Raw genomic sequence first — 18,103 nt, 5'->3', positions numbered from 1 at the left:
CTGCTTACGCCCCTTGTCAGAAGCTTCTGACCCCACTGCCGACCGTAGGCAGAATTGGTTTACGAACCGTTCACCATGTTCATTAACTGGCTTGCGAGGCTGATTTGCAGCGCCTATCACCGTCAAGCACCTGAGGAGAAAGAAATGGCCGGGCTTTATCTCGAAGAGTTCGTTGTCGGCCATGTCTTCCAGCACACGCTGCGCAAGACCGTTACCGAAAGCGACAACATGCTGTTTTCGGTAATGACGCTGAACCCGCAGCCGCTGCATATCGACTTCGATTTCGCCGCCAAGAGCGAATGGGGCAAGCCGCTGGTCAACTCGCTGTTCACGCTCGGCTTGATGATCGGCATTTCGGTCAATGACATCACAGTCGGCACTACGGTCGCCAATCTCGGCATGAAGGAGACCGTGTTTCCGCATCCGGTCTTCCATGGCGACACCATCCGGGTCGAGACGACAGTCATCTCGGTGCGCGAATCCAGGTCGAAACCCGATCGCGGCATCGTCGAATTCGAGCATCGCGCCTACAACCAGCATGGCGATCTCGTCGCCAAATGCACCAGGCAAGCGATGATGCTGAAGAAGGCGATCTGACGCATGCGTTCGCTGCTGTTCGTCCCTGGCGATTCCCAGAGGAAACTGGAAAAAAGTTTTGGTGCCGGCGCCGACGTGATCATCGTCGACCTCGAAGATTCCGTGGCGCCGCACAACAAGGCGCTGGCGCGCGAGGTGGCGGCGCGCTTCATCCTGGAACGCAGGGCGCAAACCAGTTCAGCCATCTATGTCAGGGTCAACGACCTCACGACCGGGTTGACGGATGACGATCTGGCGGCGTTGGTGCCGGCACGACCCGACGGCATCATGCTGCCCAAGTCGAACAGCGGCCAGGATGTGCAGCATCTGTCGGCAAAGCTCAGGGTGCGCGAGGCCGAAAATGATCTGGCCGACGGCGCGATCAAGATCCTGCCGATCATCACCGAAACGCCGGCAGGCGTGCTGGCGGCGGCGACCTATGCCGGGACAAGTGCGCGGCTTGCCGGCCTCACCTGGGGCGCTGAAGACCTGTCGGCGGCGATCGGCGCGCGCAGCGTCCGCGACGAGCATGGCCGCTACACGGACGTGTTCCGCCACGCTCGCACAATGACCATACTTGCCGCTGGTGCGGCGGAGGTCGCGGCGATCGACACCGTCTTCCCGAATTTTCGCGACATAGCGGCCTTCGAAGTGGAATGCGCGGAGGCCGAGCGCGATGGCTTCACCGGCAAAATGGCGATCCATCCCGATCAGGTGCCGGTCATCAACGCCGCCTTCACGCCGTCGGCCGAGGCCGTGAGACAATCGGCAGCAATCGTCGCCGCGTTCGCGGCAGCGGGAAGTCCCGGCGTCGTCGGCATTGACGGCAAGATGTTCGATCGACCGCATCTGCGGCTAGCCGAGCGGCTTCTGGCGCGGGCAAAGGCGGCAGGTGTTTCCGCCTGAGCGCCTGCTACCAAACCAATGGGATCAGGCGGTAATGGACCCGGGCCACATAGTCGTCATAGCCGCGCAGGCCGGTGCGAAGCGTCTTCTCTTCAATGAAGGTGCGGATGGCCAGGAGAACGATGATCACGAGTACCGACGCCAGCCCCCACCAGGAACCAAGCAGAAGTGCAGTGCCAGCGAAGAAAAGGATGGCGCCGGCGTACATCGGATGGCGGACGTAGCTGTAAGGCCCCGTGGAGATCACACGTTGTCCGCGTTCATCCTGGATCTTCACCACGGGCGCCGCGAAACTGTTCTCCAGCATCGTCAGATAGCAGATCCAGATTCCGAGCAGCAGGACGAGCGCGCCGACCACCTGCACCCAGACGGGAACCACGGACCAGCCGAAACGGACGTCGAACCCCATGAATATCTGCGAACCAAAGATGGCGAGCAGTAGTATGGACAGCAGGACCTTGTCGGCCGTGTCCTGATTCTTCTGGATAGGAGAACTCAGCCGCTCATTCATCAGGCCGGGATCGCGCCTTGCCAGCGCCACGCCCAAGGTGAGACTGAGCCCCACCATCCCCACCAGATAGACCCAGGCCCCCGGCCAGCGCAGCGTGCCGGCCGACAGGAAGAGCAAGGCGCCCATGGCGCCAAACCAGACGAATGTTTGGAGGACCAATTTCGCGATCATGATCGACCTTTCATGATATCCGCTCACTGCACTGGCAATTTCAGACCATTGGTCTACCATACCGACCATCGGTCTGTAATTCAAGCGAACTGTGCAGAAGGTTCATCATGCCCCGTGTCATCAAGCATCCAGAGTTCAGGCGAGAAGAGCTTCTGGACCATGCCCAGACCCTTTTCCTGACGCAGGGCTATGACAAAGCGAGCCTCAACGACGTGATTGCGTCCGCCGGCGTCTCGAAGGGCGCCTTCTATCACTACTTCCCCTCCAAGGAGGCTCTTCTGGAAGCATTGGCCGATCGCTTTGCAAGACAGGCACTGGCTGGGGTGCAGGACATACTCGACGATCCGGGCCTAGACCCGCTTGGCCGCCTGAATGGCCTGCTCAGCCAGTCGCGGCGGGTAAAGATCGAGACCGCGCCGGAAGCTTGGACTCTTTTCGAGACGATGTTTCGGCCTGAGAATCTGGTGCTTTTCCACCGTATCAATCTGGCCGCCAGCGCGTCGTTTTCACCTCTGCTGGTCAAGATCATCAGGCAAGGGATCGAAGACGGCACTTTCAGGACCTTCGATCCGGAAGGTGTTGCCGACATCGTCATGCAGTTCGGCATGGCCACGCATGACGTCGTTGCCAAGGCAATTGCCGGCGGCAGCGACGCCGATATGGAGATCGCGATCGAGGCCCTGGAGAAACGCGTCAGGCTCTACGAGATCGCTCTCGACCGCATACTGGGCCTGCCCGATGGAAGCATCCGGATCGGCGAGCCCGGCTATGTGCGCACCGTCATGACGGCCAGGCGGCGAAAGATTGCCGGCAAGGCGCTGGCCAAGCCTGATATCTAGTCCTTGTCCCAGCGCGGCCGGCGCATCGAAAACACCTCGTCGACGCTGGCATAATCCATATAGCCGAGACGGGCGACATTGCCGGCCTTGGTGATGTCGAACAGGCCGTCTGTCAGGAAGGCGTCGTCGATGTGCACGCCGACCACTTCACCGGCAACAATCACAGCGCTTGTCGGCGATCCGTCCAGCGCCTTTGGCCGAAAGACTTCCGTCACCCGGCATTCGAGCGCGGCCGGCGCTGCCGCCACGCGCGGCGGCGCCACCAGCCGAGACGGCGCCATGGCAAGATCGGCATAGACGAACTCGTTGACGCCGCGCGGTGCGTTGACCGATGTGCGGTTCATCTTCTCCGCGAGATCGCGGCCGACGAGATTGGCGACGAACTCGCCGGTTTCCTGGGCGAAGGAGGCGCTGTCCTTCTCGCCTTCGGAGGAGAACCAGACGATGAAAGGCCGCGTCGAAACGGCATTGAAGAAGGAGTATGGCGCGAGGTTGATCTCACCAGCCCTGTTCAGTGTCGAAATCCAGCCGATCGGACGCGGCGCCACGATCGCCTTCGAAGGGTCATGCGGCAGGCCGTGGCCCTTTGAGGGTTCGTAGAACATTCAGCCCGCCCACGGCCCCGAATAGTCACTGTACAGCTTTGCCGGATCGGGCCGGGGCCGCTCCGGTGCCGGGCCGGCATAGGAGCCGATATGGATGAAGCCGATGACCCGCTCCTGCGGCGCCAGCCCCAGCAGCGCCCTGCCCTCCGGCACATCCGAATACCAGTTGCTGATCATGTTGGTGCCATAGCCCAGCGCATTCGCTGCTATCATCAGGTTCATCGCCGCCATGCCGCCCGACAGGAACATTTCCCATTGCGGGATTTTTGGATTGTCCCTGGGGATCGAAACGACGCCGATCACCAGTGGCGCGCGCGAGAATCGCGCCAGTTCCTGGTTGCGGCGGCCTTCGGACAAGGGACCTTCCCGCTGCTCTGCAAGCGCTGCCAGTTGCCTGCCGATCTCGACGCGGGCGTCGCCTCGGTAGAGGATGAAGCGCCAGGGCTCCAACCGGCCATGGTCAGGCACCCGCGAGGCAGCAGTGATCATCGTCGCGATCTCCGCATCGCTCGGCGCCGGCTCCTTCAGATCGGGGATCGGTGCGGAGTTTCGGGTGAGCAGGAAGTCGATGATCGGCGACGCCATGGGCGCAAGTCTCCTGGACATTCTGTTTTGAGCTGAAGCGCACCATCGGGGATTCGGGCGGCTCGGGCATTGGCGCGGGATACGCCGGAGGGAAGAGTCGTTTCAACTCTTAAGCCTTGAAATTGCCACCGCCATGGGCTTCAACGCAAGGCATGTTTGAGGGGACTGTCCGTGTTTTCCTGGTCTGGCTCGGCGCGCTGATGTTGATGGCGCCGGTTTCGCTTGCCGTGGCGCAGAACGTCGACGGTGTCAGCGACCTGAAGCTTCCGGGAATTTCGAGCTACGCGACGCCGAAAGGCGAGACGTCGCTGGCGCTGAGCGGCGGCGGCGCCATTACATTGTCCGCCCAACTGACCGACAAGGGTTCCGACATCACGCGCGGCATCGTCTGGCGGGTTTTCAAGCCCGAAGCCGTTAACGGCAAATTGCCGATGGTTGCCTCCTCCCATGGCGGCACCGCCGTCTTCCAGCTCGAACCCGGCAGCTATCTGGTTCACGCCTCCTACGGCCGGGCCGGCGCCACCAAGCGCATCACTGTCGGCAAGGACGCCAAGCGCGAAAGTCTCGTGCTCGACGCCGGCGGCCTCAAGCTCGATGCCGTGCTGTCCGGCGGCGTGCGCATTCCACCAAAGAAGCTGCGATTTTCGATCTACGAAGGCACCGCCGAGGCCAATGGCGACCGCGCGCTGATCATTCCCGATGTCGAGCCCAACAGCGTCGTGCGGCTCAACGCCGGCATCTACCATGTCGTCTCGACCTATGGCGCGGTCAACGCGGTCATCCGCTCCGACATCCGTGTCGAGGCCGGCAAGCTGACCGAAGCCACCGTCGAGCACCACGCCGCCGAGATCACCATGAAGCTGGTGCGCGAAACCGGTGGCGAGGCGATCGCCGACACATCCTGGTCGCTGCTCAACGAATCGGGCGATCCGATCAAGGAAACCGTCGGCGCCTTCGCCTCGATGGTGCTGGCCGAGGGCGACTACACCATCATCGCCAAGAACCGCGACCGCATCTATCAGAAGGATTTTACGGTCGTAGCCGGGCAGAACCAGGAGATCGAGGTTCTGGCCACCGAGGCCGCGGCGATGGATCCCGAAGAAGGCGCGGACTAACCTTCCGCGGCAGGTTTCCTGTTTTCAGGCTGCCATCTTGGTCCGCGCTGGCAGGAACGGAATCCGGCGGCGCGCCACGATTGGCGCCAGATCGAACACGCCGCGATACAGCCGGTCGAGCAATGCCTTGCGGTCGCGCAACGGCTCCAACTCGCTCCAGCTCAGCACATCGCCGACGCGCACGTCTATCGCCTTGCCGGACAGCCGCGCGAATTCGTGGATGAGCAGCGACGTGCGCAGCGTCAGCGAGGCCTTGCCGACAAATTTCGCCACCCGGCCATCGCGCTCGGCCATGTTCATCGGCCCGCTGACCAGATGGAACAGCCTGCCGTTCTGCCCGGAAAAATGCATCGGGATGACCGACGCCCTGGCGTCCTGGACGAGACGGGCTGGAAACATCTTCCACGGCAGATCGCGTGCCCGGCCAAAGCCCTTCGGCGCGGTGGCGACACCGCCGGCCGGAAACACCACGATGGTGACGCCTTCCTTCAATAGCCGCACCGCCTCATGGCGCACGGCCATGTTGTTCTTCAGCGCGTCCTTGGTCTCGGAAAAGTCGATCGGCAGCGAGTAAGGCTCCATCTCGCGGATCTTGAGCAGGTCCTTGTGAATCATCACCCGGAACGGGCGTCCGAGCTGCTCGACCAACGACAGCACGGCAATGCCGTCACCAATGCCGAACGGATGATTGGCGACGATCACCAGCGGCGTGTTCGGCAACTGTGCCGGCGGCCACTGATCCGATGTCCGCACGCGGACGTCGATCAGTTCGAGCATACGGCTGAACACGCGTTCGCCTGTCGGCACGACCTGGCGGCGCCAGAAATCATAAAGTGCTGTGTAGCGGTCGCGGCCCGACAGGCCTTCGACCGAATGAATGAACCAGCGTGTCAGCGCCGGCTGGCGCGGATTGGCATAGGAAAGCTCGGGAAAGGGTCGTTCGCGCAATTTCAGCTTGAGCATGAGGGCTCGTTACAAGGTCGGCGTGACAGGGATATGAAAATGGCGGTGGATCGCTCCACCGCCATTAATCGAAACTATGCCAATCAAGCCGCGCGTTTGCGCCGGCGGTCGGGTGTAACAGCTTCTTCGGCCAATTGCGCGATCGCCTGGTCAAGGCCAAGCGATTCCTGGTCGCGTGAGCCCAACCGGCGCATGTTGACGGTCTGCTCTTCGGCCTCGCGCTTGCCGCAGACGAGGATGACCGGAACCTTGGCCAGCGAGTGCTCGCGGACCTTGTAGTTGATCTTCTCGTTACGCAGATCCGCTTCCGCCAACAGCCCTGCGGCCTTCAGCTTTGCCACCACCTCGGTCGCATAGCCGTCGGCGTCGGACGTGATCGTCGCCACCACCACCTGTAGCGGCGCGAACCACAGCGGGAAGTGGCCGGAATAGTTCTCGATCAGGATGCCGAGGAAGCGCTCCATCGAGCCGCAGATGGCGCGGTGCACCATCACAGGCTGCTTCTTCTCGGAATCGGAGCCGATATAGAAGGCGCCGAACCGTTCCGGCAGGTTGAAGTCGACCTGCGTCGTGCCGCACTGCCATTCGCGGCCGATGGCATCCTTGAGCACATATTCGAATTTCGGTCCGTAGAAGGCGCCCTCGCCCGGATTGATGGAGGTCTTGATGCGATTGCCGGACCGTGTCCTGATCGTCTCCAGCACGCTCCCCATGATCGCCTCGGCATGATCCCAGGCTTCGTCGGTGCCGACGCGTTTGTCGGGCCGCGTCGACAGCTTCACGCTGATTTCGTCAAAACCGAAATCAGCATAGGTCGACAGGATCAAATCGTTGATGCGCAGGCACTCCGCAGCCAACTGCTCCTCGGTGCAGAAGATGTGCGCATCGTCCTGCGTGAAGCCGCGCACACGCATCAGCCCGTGCAGCGCGCCCGACGGCTCGTAGCGATGCACATTGCCGAATTCCGCAAGCTTCACGGGTAGATCGCGATATGACTTCAACCCATGCTTGAAAATCTGCACATGGCCCGGACAGTTCATCGGCTTCAACGCGAAGACCCGGTCGTCATCGGTGTCGTCGCCGGCGACCGTCACCTTGAACATGGCGTCGCGATACCAGCCCCAATGGCCTGACGTCTCCCACAGGCTCTTGTCGAGGACCTGCGGCGCGTTGACCTCCTGATAGCCCTGCTCGTCGAGGCGGCGGCGCATGTAGTTGACCAGGTTCTGGAACATCTTCCAGCCCTTGGCATGCCAGAAGACGACGCCCGGTCCCTCTTCCTGGAAATGGAACAGGTCCATCTCGCGGCCGATCTTCCTATGGTCGCGCTTCTCGGCCTCCTCCAGCATCATCTGGTAGGCTTCGAGCTGCGCCTGATCAGCCCAGGCCGTGCCGTAGATGCGGGTCAGCATCGGGTTGTTCGAATCACCGCGCCAATAGGCGCCGGCCACCTTCATCAGTTTGAAGGCATTCCCGATCTGCCCGGTCGAGGCCATGTGCGGGCCACGGCAGAGGTCGAACCAGTCACCCTGCGCGTAGATCTTGAGATCCTGATCCTCAGGAATGGCATCGATCAGCTCCAGCTTGTAGCGCTCGCCCTTGTCGGCAAACACTTTTTTCGCCTTGTCGCGCGACCAGACTTCCCTAGTGAACGGCTTGTTGCGCGCGATGATCTCACGCATCTTCTTCTCGATCACCGGAAAATCGTCGGGCGTGAACGGCTCGTTACGGGCGAAGTCGTAGTAGAACCCGTTCTCGATCACCGGCCCGATGGTCACCTGCGTTCCCGGCCATATCTCCTGCACGGCTTCCGCCAGCACATGGGCCGCGTCGTGGCGGATCAGCTCCAGCGCGCGCGGGTCGTCGCGGGTGACGATCTCGACCTTGCCGGACTTGCCGAGCGGATCGCTGAGATCGCGAACCGTGCCGTCGATCGCATAGGCGACCGCCTTCTTGGCCAGCGATTTCGAGATCGATTCGGCGAGGCCAGCACCGGTCATCGCCGCGTCATATTCGCGGACGGAGCCATCGGGAAATGTCAGGGAAACGGAATTCAGCATATATATCTCCTATCCAGTCCCGCAAACGAGCGCGGGTGGTTGAAATGCATGTCGCCCAAAAGTGTATGGCGGTTTTGGGTTACGACATGCATAGGGAAAAGCCGGATGCGTCCGGCAGCGGCTGTCTTTTATGGACAGATTCCGCCGCCGTAAAGCCCGGCTCAAATGTCAGCGTTCATTTGATGAGGAGCGGCAAATCCTTCAGGAACGCAGCCCGGGTCTTGAGGCCCTTTGGCATGTCCGTACGGTTGGCGTCGACGACAAGCCGCGCAAAGACGATCTGGCGGCCATCCTTGTTCGCCCATCCGACGAACCAGCCAAGCGAGCGCTTGTCCTGGACCTTGTCGGCGTCGTTGCGCAGCCTGGTGCTGCCGGTCTTGCCTTGCACCGTCCAATCCCCGGCCTGGAAGGTCGGGATGATGGCTGATGTCATGTCGTAGGCCTTGGCCGAGACAGGCAGCTTGCGGGCCAGCAGCTTGCGCAGGAATTCGACCTGCTCGACCGGCGTGATCTTGAGCGAGGAATTCACCCAGGACTTGGTCAAACCATCATTCTTGCCGGGATTACCGGAAACATCGGCATTGCCGTAGTCGAATTTCGAGGCATAACCGGCAAAACTCTCAGACCCAAGCCGGCGGGTGATTTCCCGGGAAAACCACAGGATCGAATCTCGCTCCCAGACCACCGGATCGACGGTCTTCTGATCCCGCTTCACCGCGTTGAATTCAGGCTTGTAATCCCAGCTCGGCGTGTGCTCGTCGCTCAGGATCCCGCTGTCATAGCCGATCAGCGACAACGGCACCTTGAACGTCGAAGCCGGGCTGAACCGCTGGTCGCACACCCCGTCCTGGTAGAGCGTCTTGCCGCTCGCCGCATCGGCGATCATCGTGCACTGCACGTCTCCAAGCGGCGCCGATTGCGCGCGCAGCGGAAATCCCAGCAGCCAGGCGAGCAGGAACAGGATTCCGGCAAAGATGAAGGGAAGACGGTCGAAATTGCGCATTTTCTGCTCGCTCCAGAAGGGGGTTCGCGAGCGGCTTAGCGAGGCCTCTTGTCTCGATTTTGTCTCAAATGCGCAGTCTTTGTGCAGGCTGTTGTTAACCCTACCAGATCGTAAACGGGCAGGACCGCCGGGACCTGACTGACGCGATCACCCCTGCGCTTCGCCGCGCTTGCTGACGATCCGCCAGTACCGCCATGGCGTGAACCAGACATAACGTTCCGCCAAGGTTTCCGGCACGCGGTCGATGCCATGCGTGCCGAATGGCCCGCAGCGCAGCACGCGGAAGAATCCCATCCAGCCGCCGGCCCACAGGCCATGGCGGGCGATCGCCTCATGGGCATATTCCGAACAGGTCGGCAGATGCCGGCAGGAATTGCCGACAAAGCCCGACAGCGTCAGCTGATAGAGGCGCACGAGCGACGTGCCGAGAAGACGGCCCGGCGTCTTGCGCCATGGACCGGGCCAGTTGCGGCCGCGTTTCGGCGGCCTGGCGATATGCGCATGCCCATGCTGGTCGCGCACCACAGTCTCCGTTTCGCGTTTCCCAGGCGATAGATGTGGGCTTCCACTGGAAAACGCAATCCCCACTCCTTGCGCGCACTTAGTCGTCACGGGCGGAACGGCGAAACGGCTGCCAGTCAGCCGAAGCCACCCACCGGCCACGACTGGTCGGCTCTTCGTAACGCTTTTCATGCTTTCTTCTGTCACGCCATTGAAACGTTGCGATCCGCATGACATCGCCAAAGATGCTCAGCAACTGGATCATGGTCGGTCTCCTTTGATGCGATTAGACCGCCGCTGGCCTTCGCCTTCAAACGAGTATAATTTCCACTTCGGATAATCCTGGGTTATGTGAATGAAGCGCGGACGCTTGCCGCTGACGGCATTGAGAAGCTTCGAGGCGGCGGGCCGGCATCTGAGCTTCAGCCGGGCCGCCGAGGAGCTTTTCGTCTCGCAGGCGGCGATCAGCCGGCAGATCCGGGAACTCGAAACCTTCCTGCGCCAACCCTTGTTCGAACGTCACCATCGCCGTGTCGAACTGACCGACACCGGACGGCGTCTACTGGAGCAGCTTGTCAGAAGTTTCGACGCCATCGACACCTTGCTTGGAGAACTGGTGGCGACACCGGCGCAGTCCGTGGTCCGCGTCAGTGTCGAGCCGTCGCTTGCATCCGTGTGGCTGGTGCCGCGGCTCAACCGGTTTCGCCAATTGCGGCCTGACATCGACGTCTCGCTCGAGGTCGACCCAAGGCTGATCGAGTTCCGCAGCGATCAGCCGGAGCTTGCCTTGCGCTTCAGCGCGCATGCCACCGCGTGGCCGCGCAGCCAGGCTGAGCGGCTTGCCTCGACTGTCGATTCACCGGTTCTGTCGCCGGCGCTGCTTGCTTCTGGCCCTGCCCTCGATAAGCCGATCGATCTTGCCCGCTACACGCTTCTGCACGAGGAAAACCGTCAAGGCTGGGCGCGCTGGTTCGAAGCGGCCGGTGTGCCCGCCGACGCCATACCGGCGCGCGGGCCGATGCTGGCGGATGCGTCGCTTTCAAAGCAGGCCGCCTTGCTCGGACATGGCGTGGCCTTGGGCGATCTCTTGCAGATCGGCGCGGAAATCGCATCCGGCGCGCTGGTCAAGCCGTTCGACATCGACGTCGCATCCGGCGCCTATTGGCTGGTGGCCAGAAACTTGCGCGACCTCTCGGAACCGGCCGCCGCGTTCGCCGACTGGCTCAGAAGCGAATTCGTCGAAAGCAGGCGGGTGCTGGAAGCGCGGGCTTGAACCCTTCCGGCCGGGCTCCCGCTACTTTGCCTTTTTGCTGTATTTTTCGAAGAGTTTGTCGAGCGCATCCGCGGCCGGAAGCTCGCCCGGTGAGTCTTCTCCCGGGTTGAATGTGAGGATGACATCGCGCCACATATCATAGTGGGCAGCATATGATGTCAGCCTGGGAAATGGCGCGCAGCGTGCGATGGCCCGGACAGCGGACTCGGCAACCTTGTCCGGCGGCGTCGTCACAGGACCGAGGATTTTTGGCGGGCCTGCGAGTGACCCGTCCTTGTTCAGACTGATCTGGACGTGTGCAATGCTGTGGGTGTTTGCAGGCATGTTCCAACAATGCTGGATTGCCTTCATGAGATAGTCGCCGATATCGCGCTCGACCGCTACGTCTGCCCGGCTCGGGGTCCCGCTCAACGCGAGTGAGCCAGCAAGGCTCCCGGCAAACACCAGGCTTTGGTAGCCAAACCCCAAGGTCAGGCCGCTTCTTCGGCGCGCTTCTTCTCGATCTGGCCGATGGCGTCGACCACGGCATCGAAAGTCAGCATGGTCGAAGCGTGCCGCGCCTTGTAGTCGCGCACCGGCTCCAGATATCTGAGGTCGGCGAAGCGACCGTCCGGCGGGGCGCCATTTTCCTTGAGCATCTTCAGCATGGTGTCGCGCACCGCGCGCAATTCCTCAGCACTCGCGCCGACGACATGCTGCGCCATGATCGATGACGACGCCTGGCCGAGCGCACAGGCTTTCACGTCATGGGCAAAGTCCGTGACCAGGCCGTCCTGCATCTTGAGGTCGACGGTGACCGTGGAACCGCATAGCTTGGAGTGAGCCTTGGCGGTCGCGTCAGGATGATCGAGACGGCCGATGCGGCCAATGTTCCCGGCAAAACCGAGAATTTTCGCGTTGTAGACCTCGTTTATCATTATTTTCCAATCCGTCGCCGCCAAGCGAACAGCGATTGCCGCTGTCGTGTCTTCCTTTCGCTCGCTATGACCTTATATAATGCTGGCAGTCCGGTATCGACAAGAACGACGAAAGCCAATGTCCTTGCCGGGAAGTTCACGCCACTTACGGGGCTGGAAACTGGGCGAGTTTCCGACGCCGAAAGGTCGTGGTCCGTTCAACTCGTTCCTCCGCCGAGAGGGACTACGGGAGACGCCTTTATGGATGCCGTCATCAAGAAGCTCATGCCACAGTCAGCCTATATGGAAAAGCCGGTCACCGACCGGCCAAGCGAAGCTGAAGTCGAAGCCGCCGTGCGCACGCTTTTGCGCTGGACCGGCGACAATCCGGACCGCGAAGGGCTGGTCGACACGCCGAAGCGGGTGGCAAAGGCCTATCGCGAAATGTTCGGCGGCTACGACATGTGCCCGGCCGACGAGCTCGGCCGCACCTTCGAGGAGGTCGCCGGCTACGATGACCTGGTCATCGTCAAGGACATAACATTCCATTCGCATTGCGAGCACCATATGGTGCCGATCATCGGCAAGGCACATGTCGGCTATCTTCCGGACGGCAAGGTCGTCGGCCTGTCCAAGATCGCTCGCGTCGTCGATATCTTCGCCCATCGCCTGCAGACGCAGGAGGCGCTGACGGCGCAGATCGCCGGCGTCATCCAGGAGGTGCTCAATCCGCGCGGCGTCGCCGTCATGATCGAGGCCGAGCACATGTGCATGGCCATGCGCGGCATCCGCAAGCAAGGTTCAACCACGCTGACCTCGACCTTCACCGGCGTTTTCAAGGATACGCCCGAAGAGCAGGTTCGTTTCGTGACCATGGTGCGTGGCGGCGGGATCTGAATGGCCCTGCGACTTCGCTAGATAAGGACCGGCGATGTCGGCATTGGAATTCCCGAAAGCTTCGTCAGACAAGAAGGCCATGGAGGAAGGCGCGGTGTTTTCACCACGCTTCGATGCCGCTGGCCTCGTCACGGTCGTCGTCACCGATGCCGCGGACGGCATGCTGTTGATGGTGGCGCACATGAACGCGCAAGCGCTGGCGCTGACACTGGAGACAGGCATCGCCCACTACTGGTCGCGCTCGCGCAACGTGCTTTGGAAAAAGGGCGAAACATCAGGCAATTTTCAGCATGTCGTCGAGATGCTCACGGATTGTGACCAGGATGCCATATGGTTGCGCGTCAAAGTGTTAGGCCACGACGCAACCTGTCACACTGGCCGGCGTTCATGCTTTTATCGGACGGTGGGGCTGATCGATGGCAAGGGGACGCTTGCCGACGACGGCAGCAAGCCGCTGTTCGATGCGGTAAACACGTATCGGAAACCACCAGCTTGAACCTTCTGCCTGACACCAACCACACAGATTCATCATTTCGATACGGCCCGCTCGTATAGTGGCCGTGGGACAAGGGAGATCATGATGCTCGAGTGGGCGTCATTGCGTAACAGACCAGATGTCAGGGAGGCCAACGGCCTATCCTCGTCAGGCGGCGCGTCCGAAACGAACTCCCAGAAGAAAACAGCCATTTCGCTCGCCTTGGGTGGCGGTTGCGCCCGCGGCTGGGCGCATATCGGCGTGCTGCGCGCGCTCGACGAAGCCGGCATCGAAGTGTCGATGATCGCCGGCACCTCGATCGGCGCGTTGGTCGGCGGCTGCTATCTCGCCGGCAAACTGGACGAGCTCGAAGAATTCGCCCGCAGCCTGACCAAGCGCCGCATCTTCGGCCTGCTCGATCTCAATTTGCGCGGCAGCGGCCTGTTCGGCGGTATGAAGCTCGATGCAAGGCTGCGCGAGCACATGGCCGGCATTCGTTTCGAGGACCTTGCCAAGCCGTTCGTCGCGGTCACCTCCGAGATCCGCACCGGCCACGAAATCTGGCTGTCGAGCGGCTCATTGATCACCGCCATGCGCGCCTCCTACGCGCTGCCCGGCGTGTTCGAGCCGGTGAATTGCAATGGCCGCGTGCTGGTCGACGGCGCGCTGGTCAACCCGGTACCGGTTTCGGTCTGCCGCGCCTATGAGCAGCCGCTCGTCGTGGCGGTCAACCTTCACTATGATCTGTTCGGCCGCGCCGCCGTCATCAAGCACAGCGCCGGCGAGCTGGTCGTTGAAAAGGACGCGCCGCGGCCTGGTCAGATCGACGCCGAGCGCCAGTCGCATCAGACGCGGCTCGGCATCACCGGCGTCATGGTCGAGGCCTTCAACATCATTCAGGACCGTATTTCGCGCGCCAGGCTTGCCGGCGACCCGCCCGATATGTCGCTGCAGCCGAAGCTCAGCCATATCGGCCTGACCGAATTCCACCGCGCCGACGAGGCGATCAACCTCGGCTATCAGGCGACGATGGCGCAGATCGGCGAACTGACCCGGCTGCAGACCGTTCTCGCCTGATCAAAGCCTACGCCCGCGCCGCATCGGTGATGCGAAACTGCACGGTGCGGTTGCCGTTCCAGTAATTGCCCGACAGCGAACCGGCGACGTGGATCGTCTTGCCCCGGTTCTTGAACAGGAATTCGCCAAGTGCGGTATCGACAGCGCGAAAGGCGATCGCCTGGATGCGGCCGCCGCTTTCCGATTGCAGTTCGACGCGGATGTGGTTGGTGCCGACCGGCCGCGCATCGGCCAATCGGTGGCGCGGCAACGCGAAAACAGGGGCCACATGCCCGGCACCGAAGGGTCCGGCCTGTTCCAGCGCGTCGAGCAGGCTGAGCGTCGCGCCTTCAGCGGCAAGTGCGCCGTCTATGGCCAGGCTTTCCTCGCCCTGCAGGCGAAACACGTCGGCTGCCGCCCGTTCTTCGAAAAACGCCCTGAGTTCGCCAAGCCTTGCCCGCTCCACGGTGATGCCCGCCGCCATGCCATGGCCGCCGCCCTTGACGATCAGACCGGCAACGGCCGCCTCGCGCACCAGCCGGCCGAGGTCGAAACCCGAGACCGAGCGGCCCGAACCGGTGCCGATGCCCACAGCATTGAACGCGATGGCGAAGGCGGGCCGCCGGGCATGATCCTTCAATCGCGAAGCGAGCAGGCCGACAATACCCGGATGCCAGCTGTTGGAGGCGGTGACGACGATAGCCGGGCCATTGCCGCCGGCGAGCTCTGCATCGGCCTCGACGCGCGCCGCCGCGAGCATCTCCTGCTCCATCAACTGCCGTTCCTGGTTGAGCCGGTCGAGCGTCTCGGCAATGGTGCGCGCCTCGACCGGGTCGTCGGTCGCAAGCAGCCGGCTACCAAGTGCGGCATCGCCGATGCGTCCGCCGGCATTGATGCGCGGGCCGATCAGATAGGCCAGATGGAAAGTGCTGATCGGCTCGCCGATGCGCGACACGCGTGCCAGTGCCGCCAACCCTTCATTCTTCTGCTGGCGCGCCATCTGCAGCCCCTTGACCACGAAGGCGCGGTTGACGCCGGTCAGCGGCACCACGTCACAGACTGTGGCCAATGCCACGATATCAAGCAGCGAAAGCAGGTCCGGCGGCGTAGCATCGGCCATGCGGCCGCGCAGGATCCTGGCCGTCTGCACAAGGGCGAGGAAGACCACGCCGGCGGCACAGAGATGGCCCTGCCCGGAAAGGTCGTCGTCGCGATTGGGATTGACGACGGCAATTGCCGCCGGCAAGGCACCGCCGACCTGGTGGTGGTCGAGCACCACGACATCGGCCCCAGCCTCGTTGGCGGCATCGATGGAAACGGCGCTGTTGGTGCCGCAATCGACAGTGACGATCAGTGTCGCGCCACGCGAAACAAGTTCGCGCATGGCATCCGGGTTGGGCCCATAGCCCTCGAAAATACGATCCGGAATGTAGATTTCCGACGGCACCGAGAAATGCGTGAGGAACCGCTTCAGCAAGGCCGACGAGGCGGCGCCGTCGACATCATAGTCGCCGAAGATCGCCACCTTTTCCTTGGCCATCACCGCGGCGGCGATGCGGGCCGCCGCCATGTCCATGTCGGTCAGCGATGCCGGATCCGGCAGAAGATCGCGGATCGTCGGGTCGAGAAACCGCTCGGTCTGTTCGGCGGTAACACCACGGCCGGCAAGCACCCGCGCGACGATGTCGGGCACGCCATGGCCTTGCGCGATGGCGAGCGCAATCATGTCCTGGCGTTCTGTCAGCCGATGTTCCCAGGAAACCCCTGATACCGACTGCCTGACATCGAGGAAGAGGCGTTTTTCGCCGGTCATACGCTTTGCCAACTCATCGTTGGCCGCACGATAATGCATGTCGCCCATAAGTGGGCAGCGGTTTTGGGGCGACGACCTGCATTGGCAACAATTTTAAGCGCGTCGCGTTCACGCGACGCTCTATAAGCCAAAGGCAGGCAAAGCCAAGCGATTCACGGGTGCGCGCGGTCCCGAAACAAGTCAAGAAAACTGCGCTTTCCGCTTTTCAGCCTGGCGCCGAAGCCATTCGTCGGCCGCATCGCCCATCGTCTTTTCCACACCGTCCTTGAGCCAAGCCATGAAAGGCCGGTCGAACCTGAATGCATCGCCGCATTCCCGGATGAGAAAGCGACGCACATTCTGGGTGTTGCGATAGAACTTTGTGATGGCGGTGGCACGCGAAATCGGATCCGCATGCCAGTCGAACGGTTTCATCGTCAAATCCTTGCAGCCAGCATCGGATGCGCCCGAATGGCTAGCAATTGCAAGGTGGCTTCGCAAGCGAGCGTCAGAACTTATCCAGATCCTGATGGCGGGCCTTGATCTCGCGCACCGTCCGCGACGACGAGCGCAGCACGATCGTGTGGGTGGTGATGTAATTGTGGCCGAACTTGACGCCAGCCAGCATGTTGCCGTCGGTGACACCGGTGGCCGCGAACAGCACATCGCCGCGCGCCATGTCCTCCGTCCGATAGACCCGTTTCGGATTGGAAATACCCATCTTTGCCGCGCGAGCAACCTTTTCCGGCGTGTCGAGGATCAGCCTGCCTTGCATCTGGCCGCCGGTGCAGCGCAGCGCGGCAGCGGCCAGCACGCCCTCTGGTGCGCCGCCAGTGCCGAGATAGATGTCGATGCCGGTTTCTTCCGAATCCGTGGTGTGGATGACGCCGGCGACATCGCCATCGCCGATCAGCCGGATCGCGGCACCCGTGGCGCGCACGGCATCGATCAGCCTGGCATGACGTGGCCGGTCGAGAATGCAGGTGGTGATATCCGATATGGCCACGCCCTTCGCCCTGGCGAAGCTGGCGATGTTCTCAGCCGCCGAGGCGTCGATGTCGATGACGCCGTCCGCATAGCCCGGACCGATGGCGATCTTGTCCATGTAGACGTCGGGCGCAAACAGCAGGCTGCCCTTTTCGGCGATCGCGATGACCGCGAGTGCATTGGGCAGGTTCTTGGCGCAAATCGTCGTGCCTTCGAGCGGATCGAGCGCGATATCGACGGCCGGACCTTTGCCGGAGCCGACTTCCTCGCCGATGTAGAGCATCGGCGCCTCGTCGCGCTCGCCTTCGCCGATCACCACAGTGCCCTTGATGGCAAGCCGGTTGAGTTCCTGGCGCATGGCGTCAACTGCGACCTGGTCGGCCGCCTTTTCGTCGCCGCGCCCGCGCAGCCTGGCGGCCGCGACGGCGGCTCGTTCGGTGACGCGCACCAGTTCCATGGTGAGTATCCGGTCAAGGCCGGCGACGATGTTCTGGGCCACATTCATCTGGTGATTTCCTCGTTGGCAATGCGGCCTCCCGCCGGAGGCGGGCCTGTTTTGTCAAACGAGCATGACAACGGCAAGACCCATCAAGGATTTTATCGAATATATAACAATATCAATCGATTAAACTGTATCCCGAAAATAAGACTGGCCCGATCGCCATGCGCCGGGCCAGTCTTAAAACGGTGAAATGGCGGCGTTCGCGGCTAGAAAACCGCGAGGTATTTGAGCAGTGAAATGATGCCGATGATGATGACGATCACCTGAACTATCTGCCTCATTCGGCCATCGAGCGGCAGGCGTTGAACCAGATAGAGAACAAGGATGATGACGAGGAATGTGATCAGGATGCCGATCAATGCTGATGAAGCCATGGTGCCCTCCTTAAAA

22 protein-coding genes are annotated in these 18,103 nt (G+C 62.0%); 8 read left to right on the top strand and 14 right to left on the bottom strand.

Features of this window, described 5'->3' with window-relative positions; genetic code table 11:
• The first annotated feature begins 144 nt into the window (after positions 1 to 144).
• Complete coding sequence (locus tag NP945_RS28290; RefSeq protein ID WP_023810497.1) at positions 145 to 597, top strand: MaoC family dehydratase; 453 nt, start codon at positions 145 to 147, stop codon at positions 595 to 597.
• 3 nt (positions 598 to 600) lie between these two features.
• On the top strand, positions 601 to 1,482 hold the full coding sequence (locus NP945_RS28285; protein WP_256748159.1) for a CoA ester lyase: 882 nt from the start codon (positions 601 to 603) through the stop codon (positions 1,480 to 1,482).
• A gap of 7 nt (positions 1,483 to 1,489) precedes the next feature.
• Here the strand turns inward: NP945_RS28285 and NP945_RS28280 are convergent, their stop codons facing one another.
• Positions 1,490 to 2,164: an isoprenylcysteine carboxylmethyltransferase family protein gene (locus tag NP945_RS28280; RefSeq protein WP_256748158.1), complete on the bottom strand. Its 675-nt coding sequence runs from the start codon at positions 2,162 to 2,164 to the stop codon at positions 1,490 to 1,492.
• 107 nt (positions 2,165 to 2,271) lie between these two features.
• Between NP945_RS28280 and NP945_RS28275 the strand changes: the two genes are divergently transcribed.
• Complete coding sequence (locus NP945_RS28275; protein WP_256748157.1) at positions 2,272 to 3,003, top strand: TetR/AcrR family transcriptional regulator; 732 nt, start codon at positions 2,272 to 2,274, stop codon at positions 3,001 to 3,003.
• Here the strand turns inward: NP945_RS28275 and NP945_RS28270 are convergent.
• Complete coding sequence (locus NP945_RS28270; protein ID WP_256748156.1) at positions 3,000 to 3,608, bottom strand: flavin reductase family protein; 609 nt, start codon at positions 3,606 to 3,608, stop codon at positions 3,000 to 3,002. The genes NP945_RS28275 and NP945_RS28270 overlap by 4 nt on opposite strands.
• Positions 3,609 to 4,193 (bottom strand): nitroreductase, encoded by a 585-nt coding sequence (locus NP945_RS28265; protein WP_256748155.1) that lies wholly within the window; start codon positions 4,191 to 4,193, stop codon positions 3,609 to 3,611.
• A 152-nt stretch (positions 4,194 to 4,345) separates the two neighbouring features.
• Between NP945_RS28265 and NP945_RS28260 the strand changes: the two genes are divergently transcribed.
• Positions 4,346 to 5,308, top strand: coding sequence for a hypothetical protein (locus NP945_RS28260; RefSeq protein WP_256748154.1), 963 nt, complete (start codon positions 4,346 to 4,348; stop codon positions 5,306 to 5,308).
• A 24-nt stretch (positions 5,309 to 5,332) separates the two neighbouring features.
• Here the strand turns inward: NP945_RS28260 and NP945_RS28255 are convergent, their stop codons facing one another.
• The 5 genes from NP945_RS28255 to NP945_RS28235 all read right to left on the bottom strand — a co-directional run bounded on the left by NP945_RS28255 (position 5,333) and on the right by NP945_RS28235 (position 10,100).
• Positions 5,333 to 6,271 (bottom strand): lysophospholipid acyltransferase family protein, encoded by a 939-nt coding sequence (locus NP945_RS28255; protein ID WP_256748153.1) that lies wholly within the window; start codon positions 6,269 to 6,271, stop codon positions 5,333 to 5,335.
• Positions 6,272 to 6,354: 83 nt separating this feature from the next.
• A complete protein-coding gene (gene thrS / locus NP945_RS28250) occupies positions 6,355 to 8,331 on the bottom strand; it encodes a threonine--tRNA ligase (protein WP_127396400.1) in 1,977 nt (658 codons plus the stop codon).
• Positions 8,332 to 8,506: 175 nt separating this feature from the next.
• Positions 8,507 to 9,334, bottom strand: a complete 828-nt coding sequence (gene blaOXA / locus NP945_RS28245) for a class D beta-lactamase (protein ID WP_256748152.1) — start codon at positions 9,332 to 9,334, stop codon at positions 8,507 to 8,509.
• A 147-nt stretch (positions 9,335 to 9,481) separates the two neighbouring features.
• Positions 9,482 to 9,856: a membrane protein insertion efficiency factor YidD gene (gene yidD, locus NP945_RS28240; protein ID WP_256748151.1), complete on the bottom strand. Its 375-nt coding sequence runs from the start codon at positions 9,854 to 9,856 to the stop codon at positions 9,482 to 9,484.
• Positions 9,857 to 9,935: 79 nt separating this feature from the next.
• Complete coding sequence (locus NP945_RS28235) at positions 9,936 to 10,100, bottom strand: hypothetical protein (protein ID WP_256748150.1); 165 nt, start codon at positions 10,098 to 10,100, stop codon at positions 9,936 to 9,938.
• A gap of 90 nt (positions 10,101 to 10,190) precedes the next feature.
• On the opposite strand from NP945_RS28235, the gene NP945_RS28230 reads away from it, so the two are divergent.
• A complete protein-coding gene (locus NP945_RS28230) occupies positions 10,191 to 11,108 on the top strand; it encodes a LysR substrate-binding domain-containing protein (RefSeq protein WP_256748149.1) in 918 nt (305 codons plus the stop codon).
• A 21-nt stretch (positions 11,109 to 11,129) separates the two neighbouring features.
• Here the strand turns inward: NP945_RS28230 and NP945_RS28225 are convergent, their stop codons facing one another.
• Both NP945_RS28225 and NP945_RS28220 read right to left on the bottom strand, forming a co-directional pair.
• Complete coding sequence (locus tag NP945_RS28225; protein WP_256748148.1) at positions 11,130 to 11,576, bottom strand: cell envelope integrity protein TolA; 447 nt, start codon at positions 11,574 to 11,576, stop codon at positions 11,130 to 11,132.
• 2 nt (positions 11,577 to 11,578) lie between these two features.
• Positions 11,579 to 12,025, bottom strand: a complete 447-nt coding sequence (locus NP945_RS28220) for an iron-sulfur cluster assembly scaffold protein (protein WP_127267647.1) — start codon at positions 12,023 to 12,025, stop codon at positions 11,579 to 11,581.
• Positions 12,026 to 12,265: 240 nt separating this feature from the next.
• On the opposite strand from NP945_RS28220, the gene folE reads away from it, so the two are divergent.
• From folE to NP945_RS28205, 3 genes are all read left to right on the top strand, one after another.
• Positions 12,266 to 12,901, top strand: a complete 636-nt coding sequence (folE, locus tag NP945_RS28215; protein WP_127327458.1) for a GTP cyclohydrolase I FolE — start codon at positions 12,266 to 12,268, stop codon at positions 12,899 to 12,901.
• A 34-nt stretch (positions 12,902 to 12,935) separates the two neighbouring features.
• Positions 12,936 to 13,397, top strand: a complete 462-nt coding sequence (gene hisI, locus NP945_RS28210) for a phosphoribosyl-AMP cyclohydrolase (RefSeq protein WP_127321550.1) — start codon at positions 12,936 to 12,938, stop codon at positions 13,395 to 13,397.
• Positions 13,398 to 13,481: 84 nt separating this feature from the next.
• A complete protein-coding gene (locus NP945_RS28205) occupies positions 13,482 to 14,453 on the top strand; it encodes a patatin family protein (RefSeq protein WP_127267650.1) in 972 nt (323 codons plus the stop codon).
• Between the two features lie 7 nt (positions 14,454 to 14,460).
• On the opposite strand, the gene recJ is transcribed toward NP945_RS28205, so the two are convergent.
• The 4 genes from recJ to NP945_RS28185 all read right to left on the bottom strand — a co-directional run bounded on the left by recJ (position 14,461) and on the right by NP945_RS28185 (position 18,087).
• Complete coding sequence (gene recJ / locus NP945_RS28200) at positions 14,461 to 16,245, bottom strand: single-stranded-DNA-specific exonuclease RecJ (RefSeq protein ID WP_256748147.1); 1,785 nt, start codon at positions 16,243 to 16,245, stop codon at positions 14,461 to 14,463.
• A 180-nt stretch (positions 16,246 to 16,425) separates the two neighbouring features.
• Positions 16,426 to 16,659, bottom strand: coding sequence for a DUF6434 domain-containing protein (locus NP945_RS28195; protein WP_256748146.1), 234 nt, complete (start codon positions 16,657 to 16,659; stop codon positions 16,426 to 16,428).
• Positions 16,660 to 16,732: 73 nt separating this feature from the next.
• Complete coding sequence (glpX, locus tag NP945_RS28190; protein ID WP_256748145.1) at positions 16,733 to 17,716, bottom strand: class II fructose-bisphosphatase; 984 nt, start codon at positions 17,714 to 17,716, stop codon at positions 16,733 to 16,735.
• A gap of 203 nt (positions 17,717 to 17,919) precedes the next feature.
• Positions 17,920 to 18,087, bottom strand: coding sequence for a Thivi_2564 family membrane protein (locus NP945_RS28185; RefSeq protein ID WP_013531988.1), 168 nt, complete (start codon positions 18,085 to 18,087; stop codon positions 17,920 to 17,922).
• Positions 18,088 to 18,103: the final 16 nt, after the last annotated feature.

Source organism: Mesorhizobium sp. LMG17149, from assembly GCF_024518695.1.
GTDB lineage: Bacteria > Pseudomonadota > Alphaproteobacteria > Rhizobiales > Rhizobiaceae > Mesorhizobium.
The sequence above is the reverse complement of the archived record's forward strand: the minus strand, read 5'-3'. Positions and strand labels throughout refer to the sequence as shown.

Coding starts and splice junctions, on each gene's coding strand:
- NP945_RS28290 (WP_023810497.1), top strand. CDS start 145: ATGGCCGGGCTTTATCTCGAAGAGTTCGTTGTCGGCCATGTCTTCCAG.
- NP945_RS28185 (WP_013531988.1), bottom strand. CDS start 18,087: ATGGCTTCATCAGCATTGATCGGCATCCTGATCACATTCCTCGTCATC.
- NP945_RS28270 (WP_256748156.1), bottom strand. CDS start 3,608: ATGTTCTACGAACCCTCAAAGGGCCACGGCCTGCCGCATGACCCTTCG.
- NP945_RS28275 (WP_256748157.1), top strand. CDS start 2,272: ATGCCCCGTGTCATCAAGCATCCAGAGTTCAGGCGAGAAGAGCTTCTG.
- NP945_RS28230 (WP_256748149.1), top strand. CDS start 10,191: ATGAAGCGCGGACGCTTGCCGCTGACGGCATTGAGAAGCTTCGAGGCG.
- NP945_RS28195 (WP_256748146.1), bottom strand. CDS start 16,659: ATGAAACCGTTCGACTGGCATGCGGATCCGATTTCGCGTGCCACCGCC.
- recJ (WP_256748147.1), bottom strand. CDS start 16,245: ATGACCGGCGAAAAACGCCTCTTCCTCGATGTCAGGCAGTCGGTATCA.
- folE (WP_127327458.1), top strand. CDS start 12,266: ATGGATGCCGTCATCAAGAAGCTCATGCCACAGTCAGCCTATATGGAA.
- hisI (WP_127321550.1), top strand. CDS start 12,936: ATGTCGGCATTGGAATTCCCGAAAGCTTCGTCAGACAAGAAGGCCATG.
- NP945_RS28235 (WP_256748150.1), bottom strand. CDS start 10,100: ATGATCCAGTTGCTGAGCATCTTTGGCGATGTCATGCGGATCGCAACG.
- blaOXA (WP_256748152.1), bottom strand. CDS start 9,334: ATGCGCAATTTCGACCGTCTTCCCTTCATCTTTGCCGGAATCCTGTTC.
- NP945_RS28285 (WP_256748159.1), top strand. CDS start 601: ATGCGTTCGCTGCTGTTCGTCCCTGGCGATTCCCAGAGGAAACTGGAA.
- NP945_RS28280 (WP_256748158.1), bottom strand. CDS start 2,164: ATGATCGCGAAATTGGTCCTCCAAACATTCGTCTGGTTTGGCGCCATG.
- NP945_RS28220 (WP_127267647.1), bottom strand. CDS start 12,025: ATGATAAACGAGGTCTACAACGCGAAAATTCTCGGTTTTGCCGGGAAC.
- NP945_RS28205 (WP_127267650.1), top strand. CDS start 13,482: ATGCTCGAGTGGGCGTCATTGCGTAACAGACCAGATGTCAGGGAGGCC.
- thrS (WP_127396400.1), bottom strand. CDS start 8,331: ATGCTGAATTCCGTTTCCCTGACATTTCCCGATGGCTCCGTCCGCGAA.
- NP945_RS28260 (WP_256748154.1), top strand. CDS start 4,346: ATGTTTGAGGGGACTGTCCGTGTTTTCCTGGTCTGGCTCGGCGCGCTG.
- NP945_RS28255 (WP_256748153.1), bottom strand. CDS start 6,271: ATGCTCAAGCTGAAATTGCGCGAACGACCCTTTCCCGAGCTTTCCTAT.
- glpX (WP_256748145.1), bottom strand. CDS start 17,716: ATGAATGTGGCCCAGAACATCGTCGCCGGCCTTGACCGGATACTCACC.
- NP945_RS28265 (WP_256748155.1), bottom strand. CDS start 4,193: ATGGCGTCGCCGATCATCGACTTCCTGCTCACCCGAAACTCCGCACCG.